The 18,801-nt window shown below is 68.1% G+C and carries 16 protein-coding genes and 1 pseudogene; 6 read left to right on the top strand and 11 right to left on the bottom strand.

All coding sequences use genetic code 11. From position 1 onward, the window contains the following. Positions 1-2 precede the first annotated feature (2 nt). The gene (locus HUG10_RS13615; protein ID WP_179170099.1) at positions 3-983 is read left to right on the top strand and encodes a phosphatase PAP2 family protein; all 981 of its coding nucleotides are present in this window, start codon (positions 3-5) and stop codon (positions 981-983) included. Positions 984-1,081: 98 nt separating this feature from the next. Here HUG10_RS13615 and glnA read toward each other — a convergent pair whose 3' ends face one another. Beyond that, positions 1,082-2,461, bottom strand: a complete 1,380-nt coding sequence (gene glnA / locus HUG10_RS13610) for a type I glutamate--ammonia ligase (protein WP_179170098.1) — start codon at positions 2,459-2,461, stop codon at positions 1,082-1,084. Between the two features lie 127 nt (positions 2,462-2,588). Here glnA and lrp point away from each other — a divergent pair, with 127 nt between their 5' ends. Next, positions 2,589-3,044, top strand: a complete 456-nt coding sequence (gene lrp, locus HUG10_RS13605) for an HTH-type transcriptional regulator Lrp (RefSeq protein ID WP_179170097.1) — start codon at positions 2,589-2,591, stop codon at positions 3,042-3,044. 50 nt (positions 3,045-3,094) lie between these two features. Here lrp and HUG10_RS13600 read toward each other — a convergent pair whose 3' ends face one another. From HUG10_RS13600 to alaS, 9 genes and pseudogenes are all read right to left on the bottom strand, one after another. Then, positions 3,095-3,247 (bottom strand): hypothetical protein, encoded by a 153-nt coding sequence (locus tag HUG10_RS13600; protein ID WP_179167596.1) that lies wholly within the window; start codon positions 3,245-3,247, stop codon positions 3,095-3,097. A 254-nt stretch (positions 3,248-3,501) separates the two neighbouring features. Beyond that, positions 3,502-4,227, bottom strand: a complete 726-nt coding sequence (locus HUG10_RS13595) for a CAP domain-containing protein (RefSeq protein ID WP_179170096.1) — start codon at positions 4,225-4,227, stop codon at positions 3,502-3,504. 199 nt (positions 4,228-4,426) lie between these two features. Further along, positions 4,427-5,515, bottom strand: coding sequence for an aminopeptidase (locus HUG10_RS13590; RefSeq protein ID WP_179170095.1), 1,089 nt, complete (start codon positions 5,513-5,515; stop codon positions 4,427-4,429). Positions 5,516-5,584: 69 nt separating this feature from the next. Beyond that, positions 5,585-5,917 carry a nucleoside triphosphate pyrophosphohydrolase gene (locus HUG10_RS13585; RefSeq protein ID WP_179170094.1) on the bottom strand — a complete coding sequence of 111 codons (333 nt, stop codon included), beginning with the start codon at positions 5,915-5,917 and terminating at the stop codon, positions 5,585-5,587. 62 nt (positions 5,918-5,979) lie between these two features. Next, the gene (locus tag HUG10_RS13580; protein ID WP_179170093.1) at positions 5,980-6,231 is read right to left on the bottom strand and encodes a hypothetical protein; all 252 of its coding nucleotides are present in this window, start codon (positions 6,229-6,231) and stop codon (positions 5,980-5,982) included. Further along, positions 6,189-7,106: pseudogene (locus HUG10_RS22190) on the bottom strand (right-handed parallel beta-helix repeat-containing protein); the annotation flags it as partial. The pseudogene HUG10_RS22190 and the gene HUG10_RS13580, both read right to left, overlap by 43 nt. Positions 7,107-7,136: 30 nt before the next feature. Further along, positions 7,137-7,349 (bottom strand): surface glycoprotein, encoded by a 213-nt coding sequence (locus HUG10_RS22185; protein WP_179170092.1) that lies wholly within the window; start codon positions 7,347-7,349, stop codon positions 7,137-7,139. Between the two features lie 190 nt (positions 7,350-7,539). Beyond that, positions 7,540-9,069: a hypothetical protein gene (locus HUG10_RS13565; RefSeq protein WP_179170091.1), complete on the bottom strand. Its 1,530-nt coding sequence runs from the start codon at positions 9,067-9,069 to the stop codon at positions 7,540-7,542. A gap of 276 nt (positions 9,070-9,345) precedes the next feature. Further along, positions 9,346-12,114, bottom strand: coding sequence for an alanine--tRNA ligase (alaS, locus tag HUG10_RS13560; protein ID WP_179170090.1), 2,769 nt, complete (start codon positions 12,112-12,114; stop codon positions 9,346-9,348). A gap of 121 nt (positions 12,115-12,235) precedes the next feature. Between alaS and HUG10_RS13555 the strand changes: the two genes are divergently transcribed. Together HUG10_RS13555 and HUG10_RS13550 are read left to right on the top strand one after the other, a co-directional pair. Continuing rightward, the gene (locus HUG10_RS13555) at positions 12,236-14,971 is read left to right on the top strand and encodes a GAF domain-containing protein (protein ID WP_179170089.1); all 2,736 of its coding nucleotides are present in this window, start codon (positions 12,236-12,238) and stop codon (positions 14,969-14,971) included. A gap of 72 nt (positions 14,972-15,043) precedes the next feature. Continuing rightward, positions 15,044-15,547: a TspO/MBR family protein gene (locus HUG10_RS13550; RefSeq protein ID WP_179170088.1), complete on the top strand. Its 504-nt coding sequence runs from the start codon at positions 15,044-15,046 to the stop codon at positions 15,545-15,547. A 52-nt stretch (positions 15,548-15,599) separates the two neighbouring features. On the opposite strand, the gene HUG10_RS13545 is transcribed toward HUG10_RS13550, so the two are convergent. Beyond that, complete coding sequence (locus HUG10_RS13545) at positions 15,600-16,625, bottom strand: threonine aldolase family protein (RefSeq protein WP_179170087.1); 1,026 nt, start codon at positions 16,623-16,625, stop codon at positions 15,600-15,602. Positions 16,626-17,065: 440 nt separating this feature from the next. Here HUG10_RS13545 and HUG10_RS13540 point away from each other — a divergent pair, with 440 nt between their 5' ends. Both HUG10_RS13540 and HUG10_RS13535 read left to right on the top strand, forming a co-directional pair. After that, complete coding sequence (locus HUG10_RS13540; RefSeq protein WP_179170086.1) at positions 17,066-17,866, top strand: alpha/beta fold hydrolase; 801 nt, start codon at positions 17,066-17,068, stop codon at positions 17,864-17,866. Positions 17,867-17,971: 105 nt separating this feature from the next. Continuing rightward, positions 17,972-18,694: a type 1 glutamine amidotransferase gene (locus HUG10_RS13535; RefSeq protein WP_179170085.1), complete on the top strand. Its 723-nt coding sequence runs from the start codon at positions 17,972-17,974 to the stop codon at positions 18,692-18,694. The last annotated feature ends 107 nt before the right edge of the window (positions 18,695-18,801 follow it).

Genomic DNA, 18,801 nt, shown 5'->3' with positions numbered 1-18,801 from the left:
GGATGCGAGGCGTCGGCCTCGTCGAGGCGTTCTCGGCGCTGCCGGAGTCCGTCGTCGCGGTCGCCGCGCTGCTCACACAGCTGGGTGACGTCTGGTTCCTCTACCTCGGCCTGGCGCTGCTGTACTGGTTTGGCGACGACCGCCTCGCCGCGAACCCGCGTCGGGTCGGCGCCACGCTGATCGCCGTGGGGCTCACGGCACTTGCGGTGTCGACCGCGCTGAAGAGTCTCTTCCTGCTCCCCCGGCCGCCGGGCGCCGCGACGGCGACGTTCCCGATGTGGCTGCCCGAGCTGCTCCGGCCCGCCTACGCGAACGCGGCGACCGGCGAGCACTTCGGCTTCCCGTCGGGGCACGCCGTCGGGGCGACGATGGTTTACGGCGGCCTCGCGGCGTTCCTCGACGTGTGGGATCGCCGGACGCGCCGGCTCGTCGCGGGCGGGATCGTCGCGGTCGTCTCGCTCACGCGCGTCGTGCTCGGCGTCCACTACCTCGTCGACGTGGTCGTCGGGGTCGCCGTCGGGCTGGTCGCGCTCTTCGTCCTCCAGCGCGTCGCCCGCTCCGGGTTCAGACCGCGGCCCGACCGCGTGTTCTTCGCGGCGACGGTCGCCGGTGTCGCCGCCGCGGTCGTGGCGCTCGCGACCGGGCTCGACAACGAGGTGCTCGACGCGGCCATCGCCGCCGGCGGGGCGTTCGGCGGCTACCTCGTCTGGCGGCTCCGCGGGACCGAGACGGCGCCCGTCGACCCGGTTGCCGCGGTGCTCGGAACCGCCCTCGTCGGCGCGCTGTTCGTGGGCGCATACGGCGTCACGGTCGTGGGGCTGCCGTACGTGTTCGGCGTCGTCCCCGACACTACCCGGTTCCGGCTGCTGGCGGTGCTCCCGCTGTCGTTCCTCGCGGTCGCGCTCGTCGTGGCCTGGCCGACCGTCGTCGCCCACCTTCGCCGTCCTGCGCTCGCCGAATCCGACACCGCGGGCGAGGGGTAAGGGTAGACGGTCGGTTCGCGACCGGACGGTTCAAGAACGAACCGCGGAGGAGTTGAGCACCAGGTGGACGAAAACCGAATAAATCGTCGACGCTCGGGCTAGAACGTCTCGAGGTACTTCTCCCGCTCCCAATCGGAGACCTCCGCGCGGTACTCGTCGTACTCCTCCGTCTTCGCCTCGATGAACTTTTCCGTAACGTGCTCGCCGAGCGCAGCCGTCACGACCTCGTTGTCCTCGAGTGCCTCGAGCGCCTCGCCTAGGTTCGAGGGGAGCGTGTCGATGTCGTACTCGGCGCGCTTGTCCTCATCGAATTCGTATATGTTCTCCCGAACCGGGTCTGGACAACTGACCTCGTTCTCGATGCCGTCGAGACCGGCGTGAATCATCGTCGCGAGCGCGAGGTAGGGGTTACACGACGGGTCCGGCGAGCGGAGTTCGATGCGGGAGGCCGGCGGTGAGCGCGCGGCCGGCTTGCGGATGAGTGCCGAGCGGTTCACGTCGGACCATGCCACGTACACGGGGGCCTCGTACCCCGGCACCAGGCGCTTGAAGCTGTTCACCGTGGGGTTGGCGACGGCCGTGATGGCCGGGGCGTTCTTCAGGATGCCGCCGACGAACCTGTGGGCCACCTCGCTGAGGTTGAACTCGTCGGATTCGTCGTGGAAGGCGTTCTCGCCGTCCTCGGTGAACAGCGAGAGGTGAACGTGCATGCCCGAGCCGTTGATGCGGGCGATGGGCTTGGGCATGAACGTCGCGTGGAGGTCGTGCTCGGCCGCGATAGCGCGCACGACCGCCCGGAACGTCGCGATGTTGTCCGCCGTCGAGAGCGCGTCGTCGTACTTGAAGGCGATCTCGTGTTGACCCTCCGCGACCTCGTGGTGGCTCGACTCCACCTCGAAACCCATCTCCTCGAGTCCGAAGATGATGTCCCGCCGGATGTCGGTTGCGAGGTCCTTGGGCGCGAGGTCGAAGTAGCCGCCCGCGTCGTTCGTCCGCGTCGTCGCGTTACCGTCCTCGTCCTCCTCGAAGAGGAAGAACTCGGGTTCGGGGCCGGCGTTGACGGTGTACCCCAGATCGGCCGCCCGGTCGATAGCCTGCTTGAGCACGTATCTAGGGTCACCCTCGAACGGTTCGCCGGTTGAGGTGTCGATGACGTCGCAAATGAGGCGTGCGGCGCCCGCGGAGCCGTCGTTGCTGGTCCGCCACGGGAGCACCGCGAACGTCGCGGGGTCCGGTTTGAGCCGCATATCCGACTCCTGGATCCGCACGAAGCCGTCGATCGAGGAGCCGTCGAAGTAGATCCCCTCGCTGAACGCCTTCTCGGCCTGCGAGGCCGGGATGGAGACGTTCTTCACCGTGCCGAGGATGTCCGTGAACTGGAGCCGGAGGAAGTCGATTCCCTCCTCCTCGATCCGATCGATTACCTGTTGTTCGTCCGCGCTCAGCCCGCCGTCCGGAGCTACGTTTTCGTCCGTCATGTACTCAGACGTATAGCCGGTCGACACCCAGTATAAAATCCTTGTCGGTCAGTGCAACCTTCCCTCTCTCAGCGGTAGTAGTGGACATTCGTAAAATTCTAAACCCCCCAGGCCGTGGTCGGGTGTAATGACGTACGAAAACCTCGACGCCCAGCTCGTCAACTCGCTCATCGGAAACGGTCGCGCCAGCCTCCGCAGTCTCGGCGAGGAGCTCGACGTGTCGGTGACGACCGTCTCGAACCACCTCCGCGACCTGGAGGAGGAGGGGGTCATCGAGGGGTACACGCCGCGAGTGAACTACGACAGGCTCGGCTACGACGTGACCGCCATCGTCCAGCTGAAGGTCGAGGGCGAGGCGCTCCCGGACATCGTCGACCGGTTACAGGAGCAGAAACAGATGATCTCGGTGTACGAGGTGACCGGCGACTACGACGTCATCGCCATCGGGAAGTTCCGCGACACCGACCAGATGAACGAGGGCATCAAGGGCCTCCTCGCGGACGCGGACATCCGCGAGACGAACACGTCGGTCGTCCTGAACGCCGTCGTCGAGAACGGTCAGTTCGACCTCGACGTCGAGTAGCCCCCCGGCGCCGCTCTTCCGCGCCCACACGAACCGCCAGCGAGCCGCCGCTACACCAGGTGCTCGGTCACGTCGTCCATGTCCGTCCGGCAGAACGGGCAACGGTAGCGCGTCGAGAAGCCACCCGACTTGGCCGTCGTCTTGGCTTCCAGTTCGTGCATCCCGATCTGGCGCCCGCAGTCGGGGCAGTTGACTTTCGGCACGGGCGTGTCACACGATTCCACGGTCATAAATCCCGTGACACGCTTTCGGACGCTGGCGTCCCGGACCGAATCCGAAGAGAGAAGTCCCTTTCTGCCACGTCACGACGTGTGCTGGTTTCGGCTGGTTGGTCGCGGACATCGTCACCCCATCCGAGCGACCCGTCACCGCGCTGCCTGTACTCCGGGACGGCCTCGCGGATCAGTACTGCCCGCCCGTTCCGAACGGCGGACTCCCGGTCCGTGGGCCGGCGGCCTCAGCAGAAGTTCTGAACTGCGAGCACCCTGTCGTCCTCCGCCCGCGCGATCCCGATCGCCTCGGTGTTCCACGGCGGGCGGAGGAGGTTCTCGCGGTGTCCGGGGGAGTTCATCCATCCGGTCACAATCCCCTCCGCGAGGCCCTCCGGCGTCTCGTGGACGACGACGTCGTCCCCCGTGTCGACCCGCCGGCGCCACCACGTCTGTGCGAGGTTCTCGCCGCCGGTCAGGTAGCCCTCGTCCGTCCGCACTCGGCACGAGACGCCGGCCGCCCGATAGCGCGACTGGAAGTCGTTCCCCGACGGGTCCGTGTGCGAGAAGAACCCCTCCTCGGCCATCCGGATCGCGTAGTCGCGAGCGACGGCGTGGAGGTCGTCGTTCCACGCCAGCGCGTCGAGCCCCTCGTCCTCGCGGTGGCCGTTCACGAGGTCGTGGACGGCCCTCCGGGTCGCCTCGTAGTCCCACCCGTCGTCGTACGTCGGTCTCTCCCGCGACTCCGACGTCGACGGCCGGTCGGTCGCCTCGCCTGGCGGGGAGTCGGCGGGTTCGGCTTCGCCCGGACGCCCACCCGTCTCCACCACCTCGTCGACCGCGGGAACCTCCCGGGGAAGGACGACGCTCACCGACGGTTCGTCCGTATCGACCGAGACGTACCTCGTCCGCGTGAGGAGCGCCGCGGTTCCGGCAGTGCCCGCCAGTCCCAGGAACGCCCGTCTCGATGGCATCGGTTCGTCTACCGGAACGACGGGGAAGAACCTGTCGTGGGAGGGGATCGGGGTGACAGGTCGGCAGGGGAGAGGGTCGGGAGGCTGGACATCGCCGCGTCCTCCGAGGCGTTTCGCCTCACCTCGTTCGGCTCACGCCTCGCGCTCCTCGCGGTTTCCCCCGGTCACCGCTCGCTCTCCGAGGCCTCGTTCGCTTCGCTCACTCGGCCTCGCGCTCCTCGAACGTGAACGTCCCGTCCCGCTGGACGACCTCGCCGTCGAGTTCGATGACCGAGTCCTCGCTCATGTCGACGATCATGTCCACGTGCTCGGCGGACTCGTTCACCTCGTTCCCTTCCCCCACGGTCTCCGGGTACGCGCTGCCGACGGCCATGTGGACGGTGTCGCCCATCTTCTCGTCGAACAGCATGTTGTAGGTGAACCGGTCGATGGCGCGGTTCATCCCGATGCCGAGTTCACCGAGGTAGCGGGCGGCCTCGTCGGTGTCGAACACGCCCTCTAGGACGTCCTCGTTGCGTTCGGCGGAGAACGACTCGACGCGGCCGTCCTCGAACCGGAGGCGGACGTCCTCGATCTCGCGGCCCTGCCGGTACAGCGGCATATCGAAGTGGACCTCGCCGTTTACGGAGTCCTTCACCGGCGCGGTGAACACCTCGCCGCCCGGGAGGTTCTTCTTCCCGACGTCGTTGATGGCGGTGTTGCCAGCGATGAACATCGTGAGGTCCGTCCCCTCGCCGGACCGGATGCGGACCTCGTCGGCGTCGTTCAGCAGGTCGACCATCTCCGCCTGGAACTCGCCCTGCTCCTCCCAGTCGAGCGAGACGGCGTCCCAGACGAAGTTCTCGTACGCGTCGGTGCTCATCCCGGCGAGCTGGGCGTGTCCGCGGGTCGGGTACTGGGTGAGACACCAGCGCTTCGAGAGCCGCTCCCGCTGGACCGGCCGGAACGCGCGGTTGTACGCCGCGGTGGTCTCGGGGTCCACGTCGGACTTCTCGGCGACGTTGCCGCCCGCCCGCGCGATGACGAACGCGTCGGCCTCCTCGAACAGCGCGAGCTGGTGCTCGGGCGTCTCGAAGTCGTCCCCGCGGGCGCGCATGAACGCCCGCTGGGCCCGGTCGTCGTTGTTCAGGAACACCGGGTTCGCGCCGCGGTCACCCGCGAGTTCGTGGATCGCGGCGGCGAGGTCGGCCGCCTCGGTCGGCATCTGGACGACGAGGTCGTCGCCGGCCTCGAGCTCGATCGAGTGGTCGACGATGGTCTCTGCGTGTTCGCGGATTCGGGGGTCCATTGCCTTGAGGTTCGGACGGCGGGAGTTACCGGTTTCGGATGGCGACCCCTCGCCGACTCCGACCCCGTCTCAGCCCCCGTCCTCGACCCGTTCGAGGACGATCCCCTCGGCGAATCCGCCGCGCTCGGCGACCTTCTCCTCCCGGAGTCGACGCACCCGGTCGCGGTCGCCGCGGTCGAGCAGCGTCTCCATGACCTCCAGCACGTCCGCGAGTTCCGCGTCCGGGTCCTCCCCGTCCGTCGCCCGTGCGTCGCGGAACTCGCGCGCCTCCTCGACGAGTTTCTCCGCCAGGTAGTCGCCGTACTCCTCGCCCTCGACCCGGCGGGTGACGGGCGTCTCGCCGTTCGTCTCGACGAGTTCGGGGATGCGGTCGCGGACCAGTTTGTCGTACTCTGTGGGCACTGCATCGGGGTGGTCGCGGAGGGCGGAAAAATCGGCGGCTTCCCGACTTGAGATAGTCCCGATCAGGGGGCCGTCTCGTTGCCGACTCCCGCGTTCTCGGGCGGCTGTTCAAGGTAGGGGTCGAAGTGGACGCCCTCGGAGACGGGCATGCCGCTCCCGTTCGCGGGTTCGCCCGTCACGGGGTCCGTGACGTTCTCCCCGTCGGGACTGGAGGGACCGTCGCTCGCGCCCCAGTAGTTGTTCGTGGCGTTCACCATGTCGTCGTCGTGGTTCAGGATACCGTAGTGGATCTCCCCCTGGTAGCTCGGCGGCATGGGATCGAAGACGTCCCGTGCGCCGTGACGACCACGCCGGGGTCGGGGCAGAGCTTCGATTCGGCGACCACGATGTGCCGGAACCCATTCATCGAGTTGTTCTCGATCGAGATCGGTCCAGTCGCACTGGCGACGTAGACGCCGTTGAATCCGTTCAGGGAGTTGTTCTCGATTACATGCTCCTCGCCGCTGATACGGAGCGCGCCGCCCGACGCTCCCTCGGGCTCACCGCCGCTGAGACTATTGTTCCGGAACGTGTGGTTGACCCCTTCGGCGGTGGCGGCCCATCCGGTCATCCGATCCACGTGGTTGTCCGAGATGGTGTGATTAGACCCCGAGACGACGATCCCGTCGTGACCGAGCGTGATCGTGTTCCCGATTACCCCGTTGTCGCGGCCGCCGACCACGATGGCCTCGTCAGTGCGACCCTGGATCGTGTTGTTGGAGATTACGTTGCTGGTCCCGCTAGCGAGGTTGATCGCCGTGGACGTGCCGCCCAACGTGTTGCCGCGTATCACGGACCAGTTCATCCCCGACGCTACAATCGTGAAGTATCCATCGTTGAACGTGTTGTTCGCGACGCTCAGGTTCCCCGAGTTGCTGATTGAGAGCCCATTCCCCACGAATGACCCCTCGATGCGGCTGTCGCTGATTTCGACGCGATCCGACCCACGGACGACGACGCTAGTGGATTCCGGAGCCAGAGTCGAGACGTTCGTGATCCGTCCCTCGGTCACGGCCTCGAACCGAATGTTGTCCGCGCTGTCTCGAACGGTGATGTTTGTGACGGTTACGTTGTCGACGGGGTTGGCGGCGCTCGTCGCGACTCCATGCCGATCGGTCCCCTGGTCGGTAGTGTTTCCGTCAAGGGTGTGACCGTCACCATCGAGCGTGACGTCACTCGCCTAGATACTGATACACGGGCCCTCGTCCGTTCGAACGATGTCCTGGGCCAGGACGTAGTGACCCGGCGAATCGATCGTCGTACAGTCGGTGATCTCCGTCGGTGCTATGGTCTCCGTTTGCTGTGCCGTTCCTGATATCGCCACTGCGCTCATTGCGAACAGTGATACGACCATGATCGCGCTCAACGCGATCGCGTTCACTCTGCGTGCCATCGACTCTCGAATCGACCGACTGACACTTCCTCATACATACGATAAATGGTCAACTGACGGGTCTCGAATGGTCTTACCGAGAAGGCCGCTTCCCTCCCGTAGGTGCAGTTTGACGTGCTATGGACGACTGGCGGAGACCGATACAGCCACGAGACGTGTCCCTTCGAATCGACGGTTGTGAAGCTCGTGACTAGATTTTCCGTCGCATTTTTCGGATCGTCATGTACGCCGGCGCCGGCGCCCTGAGTATCGCCCCGGAGAGGAACCGATCTAGCTGGTCGGCACCCTTGAAACGAGATTCCTTGTGTGGATTGATAGGTGCGCTCAGGCAGTCGGGCCACAACTCCTCGATGACCCGATAGAAGAGTTCGTCGCTCCGGCGGCGCTCGTACGGCACCGACAGCATCTTCTTCAGCAGGTGTCGGTTGTTGAACAGCGAGACCTCCTCCTGGGCGATGCTCGTCTCCAGGAACCACAGGGAGAGCCAGCAGCCGATCCGGCACTCCCAGTAGAACATGTCGTAGATATCGTAGTTGTAGAGGTTCTCTCCCGAGAAGTCGGTCGTGTCGATGAACTCCCGGTACTTCCCCTGCACGTAGTCGGACTGGGCCTCGTACGCGTACAGCTTCGCGAACGTCTCGGCGCGCACCTCGTCGGGCAGGAACGTGAACCGATCGCGGTAGAACGTCCGGGCGATCTCCGAGACGTTCGATCTGATCTCGACCGCATCCTCGGCGGGCTTGTCCCGATGATAGAGGTTGTAGGCGTTTCGGGCGCGGTTCCACCGCGACATCCCGGAGGTGTTCCGCGTGAACACCTCCAGGAACTCGTCATCGGGGCCTTCGGAGAGGTCCGTGATCGCACAGTCGATGCCCAGGTTCTCGCAGAGTTCCATGACCGTCCCCATCTCCTTGTCGGCCTCACCGGTCGCCCACGTGTTGTAGAACACGTCGTCCGAGACGTTCCGGGTTGCGGCCAGACTCAACCTGCTGTCGAGGCCGGCGGACAGCGAGAGCGACAGATCCGCCTCCCGGTGGAGGAGTTCCACCGAGGTCTCGAAGATGTCGGCGACCTCACGGACCAGTTCGTCCGTCAGTGGGTTCGAGGGGAGCGGCCCGCGTGGGAAGAACCTCATGACCTCGGAGTCGGGGAGCGTGAGTAACGTGTTCGGGGTCAACAGTTTGACCTCGGCGTACGAGGTGGCGGCGCCCGGGAACCACGGCGCCTCGGCGTCCAGAATCGTCTCCGCGCCGTCCGTTCGCTCGTATCCGCCCATTTCGGTGAGCATCTCGGGGTGGGAGGCGAGCCGGCAGCCTCGGGAATCGGTGTCGTAGAAGAGGGCTTGGTTGCCGGTGGCATCCTGCAGCGCGAACGCGCGATCGTCCTCCTCCACGAGCAGGACGAACCGGCCGCTGAGGTGGTCCAGATAGTCGAAGAACCGGTTGTCAGATTCACCTAGCCGGTCGATCATGGTATTCAAGATGGTCTCCGGATCGGAGACGCCGTTGATCGGGTCGAACACCCGACCGAGGATCAGTACGTCGACGCCTCTCCTCTCGGCCCTGGAGTACCGGAGTTCAGGGTGCGTCCGGAGGAGAAACCGGTCGAGCGTCTCCGTGTCCCACTCGTCGATCGGAGCAGGCGGGTCGACGCCGCTCCCCCTTTCGAAGAGTAAGAACCCGCGCCTATAGAGTAGTCGTCCGTACATGTCATCCGGCATATTTGTACGGCTCGAACGCGAGTAACTTATTGTTTCTGTGAGGGTGCTGCTCACGTGCTCGACGGGCGGTCTCATCCGTGTTCGTTCCACGAAAGTCCCGCCTCAGCACGCCTCCGACTGATTCGTGATTTCAGGTCACTCTGTACCGCACTGCCCCTACGCCTGAATCGAAAACCGGCTGACAACGTGGAGCAGAGCGACCCCGAACCGGATCGCGGTCGACGGACCTTGCCGAGAACGAGGAGTCTCGAACTGAGACGGCGAAACGGTACCGCCTCAGGCGTTCAGGACCTGCCGGAGGACGTCCGGCGCCGCCTCCAGGGCGTCGTCGAGCGCGTCCACGTCCGGGCCGCCGCCCTGCGCGAAGTCCGGCGGGCCGCCGCCGCCGCCGCCGACGCGGCCGGCCAGTTCGCCGACGACCTCGCCGGCGTTCAGCCCCACCTCGTCGGGGACGCCGACGACGAACGTCGCGGCACCGTCCGCGCCCGAACCGAGCACGGCGATCGAGCCCTCGTCGACGAGCGCGTTCGCGGTCGCGCGGAGTTCGTCGGCGTCGGCGTCCATCCGCTCGACGATGACCGGCCTGCCGTCGATCTCGGTCGCCGGCTCGGCCGTCTCGATGCGCAGGGCCGCCAGCTCCTCCTTCAGGCGCTCGATGGTCTTGCCGCGCTCCTTCCACTCGGTGAAGAAGCGCTCGGCCGTCTCGGGGACGTCCTGCGGGTCGACGTCGAGCACGTCCGCCGCGTCGTACAGCGCGTTTTCCGTCCGGTGGGTCGCGTCGACGGCGGCCTCGCCGGCGGCGAAGACGATGCGCTCGACGCCGTCCTGCACCGGCTCGGTCTTGAGCACCTTGATGACGCCGATGTCGCCGGTCCGGGCGACGTGGGTGCCCCCGCAGGCCTGCACGTCGTCGCCGACGGTGATGACGCGGATCTGCTCGCCCGGCGGGATGCCGCCCTGGTAGAGGTCGAAGCCGTACTCCGACTGGGCGTCGTGGCGGTCGGGCCAGTCCTGCTTCACCGGGCGGTTCTCCCGGACGAGTTCGTTGGCGACGCGCTCGATCTCCTCCACGTCCTCCCGCGAGATGCGCTCGTAGTGGGAGACGTCGAGCCGCGAGGAGTCGAGCCCCTTCTGGGCGCCGGCCTGCCGGACGTGTGCGCCGAGCACCTCGCGCGCGGCCGCGCCGACGATGTGCGTCGCCGTGTGGTGGGCCATCAGCCGGCCACGGCGCTCGCCGTCGATCTGGCCACGGACGAACTCGCCCTTCCCGGGGTCCTCGTCGGTCCGGTGGAGGATGACCCCGCCCCGGATCTGCACGTCGCTCACCTCGGCGGTGGCGTCGTCGGTAGATAGCGTCCCGCGGTCGGCGGGCTGTCCGCCGCCCTCGGGGTAGAACATCGTCTGGTCGAGCACGACGTCGTAACCGTCCTCGCGGTCGAACACGTCGAGGACGACCGCCTCGAACTCCGTGCGGTCCTGGTCGTCGTAATAGAGCCGCTCCGTCTCCGGGAGGTCCGCGAGGCGCTCGTCGCCCCCGGTCCCCTCGCTCAGCGACTCGACGGTGTCGTGACGGGCGGCCACGAGGCTGTAGAAGTCGTCGGGGACCGTCACCGTGGCCCCGCGCTCGTCGGCGATCTCCCGGACCATGTCCGGCTGGATGCCGTGGGAGTCGTACAGCTCGATGAGCTCGTCGACCGGGATGGACTCGCCCGTGCCCGCGTACTCGTCGGCGAGCGCCTCGACCTTCCGGCCGCCGCGTTCGAGCGTCTCGCGGTACTTCTCGACCTCGGTGCGGACGATGTCGCGGATGGTGTCGCGGTTGCGGTAGCCGAGCCGGTCGGCCTGCATGTCCACGAGTTCGTCGAGCGGGGCGTCGACGCCGACGTTGTCGACGAGCCGCTTCGTCCGGCGGAGCACCATCCGGGCGAGGTAGCCCGTGCCGACGTTGCTCGGGACGATCTCGTCGCCGAACATGTACGCGAGCGTCCGGCAGTGGTCGGCGATCGCGTAGATGTCCTCCAGCGGGCGCAGGAGGTCGGTGAGGCGCTCGGTCTCCACGTCGAGCTTGTCGGCGATGTTGTCGCGGGCGGCCTCCACGTCCTCGGCCGCGTCGATGTCGAGGTGGCCGGAGAGCTTCGAGGCGCGGTGGACCAGCGTCTCCTCCTCGTCGGTGAGATCGATCCCAGCGTTCTCCTTCAGAAAGCCGATCATCTCGGGGTAGACGGCCTCGTACACCGTCGGCGTCCCCTGGCTCATCCACGTCCACCGCTCCAGCCCGTAGCCGGTGTCGACGATGTACGTGTCCATCTTCGAGTAGCGGTTGCCGTCCTTCAGCTCGTACTCGCCGTCCGGGTCCTGCTCCATCGACATGAAGACGAGCGTGGCGAGTTCGGCGCCCTTGTAGATGACCTCGATGGCGGGGCCGGCGTTGCCGCCGCCGACCCATGGGTCCTCGATGTAGGTGATCCCCTCAAGGTCGGCGCCCATCGACTCGAAGAAGCCGTCACAGTAGCGGACGGTCTCGTCCTTCCAGTACACCTCGCCGCTGTAGGCGTACTTGTCGCCCACCTCCTCGCGCGCGTTGAACGCGTGGTGGGCCATCATCTCGAACGCCATCGTGTGCCGGCCCGTCTTGCCGACGTTGTCGATGTCCTGCATCCGGATGCACGGCTGGCTGATGCACAGCGGGTTCGCCGGCGGCGGCGTCTGCCCGGAGGTGACGAGCGGCTGGAAGTCGTAGATGGACGCCTGCGTGAGCAGAACGTCGTCGCGCCACCGGTTCGCGGCGACGGGGTACGGCTCGATTCGCTCGTGGCCGTTGTCCTCGAAGTACGAGAGGAACGCCTCGCGCATCTCCTCGAGGGTGTACGCCTCGTCGAACCCGGGGTCGTCGATGAACGAGTAGTCCTCGCACGGCGGCTCGCCGCACAGCTCCCGGTCGGGGTCGCGGGTCCAGAAGTGGTCCCCGCACGACGTGCACTCCCGACGGGAGAACCCCTCCTCCTCGAAGTAGTCGAGGCGGTATTCCCCAGTGAGGTCGCTCATTACGCCTCACTACCCCCGTCACCGTGCAAAAGGGTTCCGGGCCGCGGACGGAATCCGGTTCCCTCACCGACATTCTTAAATTCCCGTTCGCCAAGTATGGGCCGTTATTCCGGTGAATCACATGACACGGTCGCTCTCGTTGTTCGTCGTCGGGGACGGGGCCGCCGCCGTGGTTTCCGGGCTCGCCGCGACCGACGACGGCTCGGCCGCGACCGTGACCGAGGCGACCCTCGTCGACCGCGTCGCCTCGGAGCAACCGGACGCGGTCGTGCTCGTGGGGGACGCCGACCTCGACGAGACGGCCGTCCACGACCTCGACACCGCCGGAATCCCCATCGTCGCCCTCGGCGAGGAACCGCCGCCGTACGCCGAGGGCTTCGTCCCGACCAACGAGTCGCCCGCGCAGTTGTTGCTCCGGGAGGTTCGCCTGGCCCTCGACGGCGAGACGCGACTCCAGTTGCGCGAGAGTCGGCGGCGCGTCACGCGGCTCCACGACGGCGCCGCCGACGTCGCCGCGGCTCGGAGCTTCGACGAACTGTACGACCGGGCGGCAGACGTCGCGGCGGACGTCCTCTCGTTCGACCACTGCTGGCTCGGAACCCGCGAGGCCGACCGGCTCGTCCCCCGATTCCAACTCGGCGACGTCGAACTGATGGCGGACGGGATCGGCGTCGACGAGGGGATCGCCGGGGAGACGATCCGGGGCGGCGAGTCGGTGTTCGTTCGCGAGGTGAGCGAGCGGCCGGAGGTGTCGAACCCCCGTGACTTCCGCTCGTTCGTCAGCGTGCCGGTCGGGGACTTCGGCGTGTACCAGGCCGCGTCGCTGACCCCGCACGGCTTCGACGAGGCGGACCTGGAACTGGCCGAACTGTTCGCGACCCACGTCTCGCAGGCCCACCAGCGGATCCGGGCCGAGAGCGACCTGCAGGATCGCCAGCGGAAGGTGACGGGGCTCCACCGGGCGGCCCCCCGACTCGTCGACGCCGACACCGAGGCGGAGCTGTTCGACCTGACCGTGGAGATCGCGGAGACGGTGCTGGAGTTCGACCGGTCGTACCTGCTGGTCGCGCTGCCCGACGGCGAGGGGTTCGAGACGGTCGCGACCACCGACCCGGAGGCACCCGAACGGGCACCGGAGAGCGGCATCCTGGGCCGGACGTTCGCGGAGGGGCGGACGTTCCACGTCGACGAGGTGGCGGCCCACCCCGACGCCCGACCGCACCACGAGGGGCCACAGAGCGCCATCAGCGTCCCCTTCGGCGACGACGCGGTGTTCCAGGTCATCGCCGAACGCGAGGGGGCGTTCGACGACACTGACCGCGAGCTGGCCGAGCTACTCGTCTCGCACGCGTCGGCCACGCGTGAGCGCGTGAGATCGGAGGCGGCGCTACGCGAGTCCCGCCGGACCATCGAACGGCTCCACGGCGCCGCCGCAGACATCGCGAAGGCGGAGACCGAGCGGGCGGTGCTCGACCGCGCCATCGCCGCGGCCGAGGGCGTGCTCTCGTTCGACAGGTGCACCATCGCCCTGCTCGACGAGACGGGCGAGTACCTCGTCCCCGCCGCCGAACCGGACGACGCCGACCCCGACGCCTCCAGGCCGATGCACGTCTCCGAGGGGGTGACCGGCCGGACGTACCGGACCGGCGAGTCCGTCCTCATCGAGGAGGTCGCCGAGAACGAGCACGCCGCCCCCGCGAAGCCGGAGTACCGGTCCGGGATCAGCGTCCCGGTCGGCGACCTCGGCACGTGCCAGGCCGTCTCGACCGAACCCGGCGCGTTCGACGACACCGACCTCGAACTGGCGGAGCTGTTGATGGCCCACGTCGCGGTCGCGCTCGAACGGGTCCGCGCCGAGGGCGACCTGCGCGACGAACGGGACCGCCTCTCGGCGCTGTTCGAGAACATCCCCGACGCCGCCGTCTCCTTCGAGATGGTGGACGGCGAACCCATCGCGCGGGCGGTGAACACCGCGTTCGAGGAGACGTTCGGCTACCCCGGGGACGACCTCATCGGCGAGAGCGTGGACGAGTTCATCGTCCCGGCGGACACCGATACGGAGGCGGACGAGCTCAACCGCCGCCTCCGTGCCGGCGAGAACGTCCGCCGGGAGTGTCGCCGGCTCACCGCCCACGGGGTCCGCGACTTCCTGATGTACGTGGTCCCCCTGGAGCTCCACGCAGCGAACGTCCGGGGGTACGCCATCTACTCGGACATCAGCGAGCGGAAGGAGCGGGAACGGGCGCTGGAACGCCAGAACGAGCGCCTGGAGGAGTTCGCCTCCGTCGTGAGCCACGACCTGCGGAACCCCCTCTCGGTGGCGGAGGGGTACCTCGAACTGGCCCGTGAGACCGGGAGCGACGAGCACCTCGAAACCGTCGAGAACGCCCTCGAACGGATGCGCGGGCTCATCGACGACCTGCTCATGCTCGCGCGCGAGGGCCGGGTCGTCGGCGAGACCGAACCCGTCGACCTGGCCGAGGTGGCCGACGTCGCCTGGCGCCACGTCGACACGGGCACGGCGACGCTCTCGGTCGACGAGGACTGCACGATCGACGCCGACCCCGACCGATTGGGCGAACTGCTGGAGAACCTGTTCCGGAACAGTATCGAGCACGGCGGGTCGGGCGTGGCCGTCCGGATCGAGTGCACCGACACCGGATTCGTCGTCGAGGACGACGGGAACGGAATCCCGGCCCCGGACCGGGAGGAGGTGTTCGAGCCCGGCGTCACGTCGACCGAGGACGGCACCGGCTTCGGGCTGGCCATCGTCCGCCGGGTGGCCGAGGCGCACGACTGGTCCGTCGAACTCGTCGAGGGCGAGTCGGGCGGCGCCCGGTTCGAGTTCAGGACGTGAGTTCGGCCGCGACGCGAGTCGCCGTTCCGGCAGCGACCCACCGTTAAGGTGGTTCGCGCCCTCCTTTCGGTCGTGTCGACTGCAACGAGCGGCGGGTCCGTTGACCGCCTGGGGTCCTGGGTCGGACTACTGGTGCTCGTCGTCGCCGTCAACGCCCTCGGCGCGGCGCCCGCGCTGCTCGCCGGACCGGACACCGCCTGGTTCGCCGCGCTCGCCAAACCCGCGATTTACCCGCCGCCGGTCGTCTTCGGCATCGTCTGGACGGGACTGTTCACGCTGCAGGGCGTCGCACTGTGGCTCGTGATCCGCCGGGGGAGGGGACGCCCTCGCCGGGTCGCCGTCGCCGCGTTCCTCGCGCAGTTCGCCGTGAACCTCGCGTGGACGCCGACGTTCTTCGGCCTCCAGCAACTGCTCGCGGGACTCGCGGTCATCGCGGTGCTGTTCGCGCTGGTTCTCCTCACTACCGCCGCGTTCGCGCGGGTGGACCGTCGGGCCGCGCTGTTGCTGGTCCCGTATCTCGTGTGGGTCGCGTTCGCGGCTGTGCTGAACTACCGTTTCTGGGCGCTGAACGCCTGAGCTGGGAACCGACCAGCAGAACCGTCGACCGGCCGGGAATTCTGGGAAAGAGTCAGGCGGACTCGACCACGTCCGCGATGCTGTCGAGCGCGGTCTCGACGTCGTCCTCGTCGACGTCGAGGTGGGTGCAGAGCCGGCAGGTGTACTCGCCGAACGCCGAGAACGAGACGTCCCGTTCCTTGCACGCCGTCGAGAGTTCCTTGCCGGTGATACCCGCGTCCTCGCTGTCCACCATCACGATGTTCGTGTCGGGTTCCGGCGCCGAGAGGCCCTCGATGTCGTTCAGGCCGTCAGCGAGTCGGGCCGCGTTCTCGTGGTCGTCGGCCAGCCGGTCGACGTTCTCCAGCGCGAGCAGGCCCGGGCCGGCGATCACGCCCGCCTGGCGCATCGCGCCGCCCAGGAGCTTGCGTGTCCGGCGCGCGCGGTCGACGAACTCCTCGTCGCCGGCGAGCACCGAGCCGACGGGCGCGCCCAGCCCCTTCGAGAGGCAGAACATCACCGAGTCGACGCGCTCGGTCATGGCCTCGGGGTCGACGTCGAGCGCCACGCAGGCGTTCAGGAACCGCGCGCCGTCGAGGTGGACCGGCACGTCCAGGTCGTGTGCGGCCTCGGCCGCGGCGTCGAGGTGCTCCTTCGGGACGGCGACGCCGCCGCGGGAGTTCTGGGTGTTCTCGAGGCAGAGGAGGCCCGTGCCGGGGCGGTGGAGGTCCTGCTCGACGTAGCCCTCGCGGACCTGCTCGGGCGTCGGGACGGAGCGCTCGCCGAAATCGAGGATGCGCGGCTGGACCTCCGAGAGCTGGGCGATGCCGCCGAGTTCCCACTTGTAGACGTGCGCCTGCTCGTCGCAGAGCAGTTCCTGGCCGCGGTCGGTGTGGACCCGGATGGCGATCTGGTTGCCCATCGTGCCGGAGGGGACGTAGAGGGCCGTCTCCTTCCCGACGAGGTCGGCCGCGCGGCGTTCGAGTTCGTTGACGGTCGGGTCGTCGCGGTAGACGTCGTCGCCGACGTCTGCCGTGGCCGCGGCCTCGCGCATCTCGTCGCTCGGCTTCGTGACGGTGTCCGAACGGAGGTCGATCATTGGATGTGTGGTCGGTCGCTCGGTCGGATATATCGCGCGGTCTCCGGGCGATGTTGCTCCTATGAGTGTGCGGGTAGCGGGGTGGTATCTTGATGGAGGATTGACCGATCGTCGAAGGGGATCAGAACGGCTCGAAAGCCCCCGGGCGCTCGAACCCTCCCCAGCCGACTGCGATGCTCGCTCGCTCCGCTCACTGTGCTTCTCGCCCCTCGCGCGCGTCTGGCGCGGACGGAGCCGCGCCGGCACGCGCCGATACCGGCCGACCACTCATCGATGCACGTTGTCAGCCGGAGGTGCGTCGCTTAGCCGAGACCCGCGAGGGCTTCCTGAGGCGTTTTGGTCCCGACGCCGTCGACGAACTCCGTCACAACTCCGAAAACCTCAGCAACGGATCACAGTCGTCGAATACTAACCCACACGCCGTCAACCACCGAGTAACAGTGCCGTACGCCACGAACAACTCGATACAGCTCTACTACGAGGTCGACGGCGAGGGCTACGCCGGGGACGCGGAAGGGACGAACTCCACGAACACCGTCACGTTCTGCGGCGAACTCGGCTTCGGCCCGTGGCAGTGGGGCTGGCAACACGCCGCCGTCGCCGGGCCGTACCGGGCGGTCATCCCTGCGACGCGGGGGACCGACGACTCCGACGCGCCGCCCGGGCCCTACACCGTCGCGGACCTCGTCGGAGACCTCGATGCGGTACTCTCGGACGCCGGCGTCCGCTCCACGCACCTCGTCGGCGTCGGCCTCGGGGGCGCGGTCGCGCTGACGGCCGCGCTCGGCTCCGACCGGGTTCGCAAGCTCGCGCTCGTCGGCACCGCCGCCTACGGCGAGGGTCTGAACCCCGACCCGCTCCGCCCCGACCCGGACGACCCCGAGACGCTGGCGTCATCCCTCGAGGCAGCCTTCTCCCGCGAGTTCGTCGGTTCTCAGCCCGACGTCCTCTCTCGTATCGCCGAGTGGCGCGCGGCCGAGGACGCCGACCCCGAGGCGTGGGAGTCGACCCGGGCCGCGCTCGACTCGTTCGACCTGACCGACCGGCTGTACGAGGTGACGAACGAGGCGCTCGTGCTCCACGGGAGCGAGGACGCGCTCTGCCCGCCCGGGAAGGGCGAGGAACTGGCCGAGGGGCTCCCCCGCGGCGAGTTCGAGGCCGTCGAGGGCGCAGGGCACCTCGCCCATATCGAACACTCGCGGACGGTGAACGACCGGCTCCTGGAGTTCCTCGGGAGCTGAGACTGCCGGCCGGGCGCGTCTCGGGCGGTCTCCCGCACGTCCCCGACCCCGGCCGAGCCTGCGGGCGACGCAAGGCACTTGGCCCCGGCGCGCCGAGACACGCCAATGACACGACTGCGGTTCGCCCTGCTCAATGCGGCCCACGAGGACGCGAACACGGCCCGGAACTTCCGCCGCGAGCTCGACGCCGACCTCGCCGAGTTCGACGTGAACGGCGGACACCTCCCCGACCACTTCGACTGGGACGGGGTCGTCGTCACCGGCTCGCGCTCGTCGGTGTACTGGGACGAGGAGTGGATCCCGCCGCTGGTCGAGTGGACCGCCGCGGCCGCCGAACGCGACCTCCCCATCCTCGGCGTCTGTTACGGCCACCAGGTGCTCGCCGAGGCGCTCGGCGGGCGCGTCTCCGGGATGGACGACTTCGAGATCGGCTACAACGGGATCGAACACCTCGGGGACGACGACCTGTTCGCCGGCATCGACGAGGAGTTCACCGCCTTCACGACCCACGGCGACGCCGTCGTGGAGCTCCCGCCGGACGCGACGCTGCTCGCCCGGAACGAGTTCGGCGTCCACGCCTTCCGGAAGGGGAACGCCTGGGGCGTGCAGTTCCACCCCGAGTACGACCAGGAGACGGCGCGGGAGGTCGCGGAGGGCAAGCGCGAGCGCATCGGCGACGGGAAGGTCGACGAGGTACTGGCGGACATCACCCCCGAGAACTACGACGCCGCCTGCGAGGCGAAGACGCTGTTCGAGAACTTCACCGCCCACGCGCGGCGGGTGCGCGAGGACTCCACGGGATCGGACGACACAGAGGTCGAGGCGTAACCAGCCGAACCCGGCCCGACGCGGCGCTGCCCGGCACGTCGAGCGCCTCGGCGCGGCGGGACAGTCCGTGGTAGCGATTCGCTTTTCACCCAGCGTTCCCGACTCCG

Origin of the sequence: Halorarum halophilum, assembly GCF_013401515.1 — an archaeon.
In the GTDB taxonomy this organism is placed as follows: Archaea; Halobacteriota; Halobacteria; order Halobacteriales; family Haloferacaceae; genus Halorarum; species Halorarum halophilum.
Note: the sequence above shows the minus strand (reverse complement) of the source record. Positions and strands in the feature narration are given on the sequence as shown.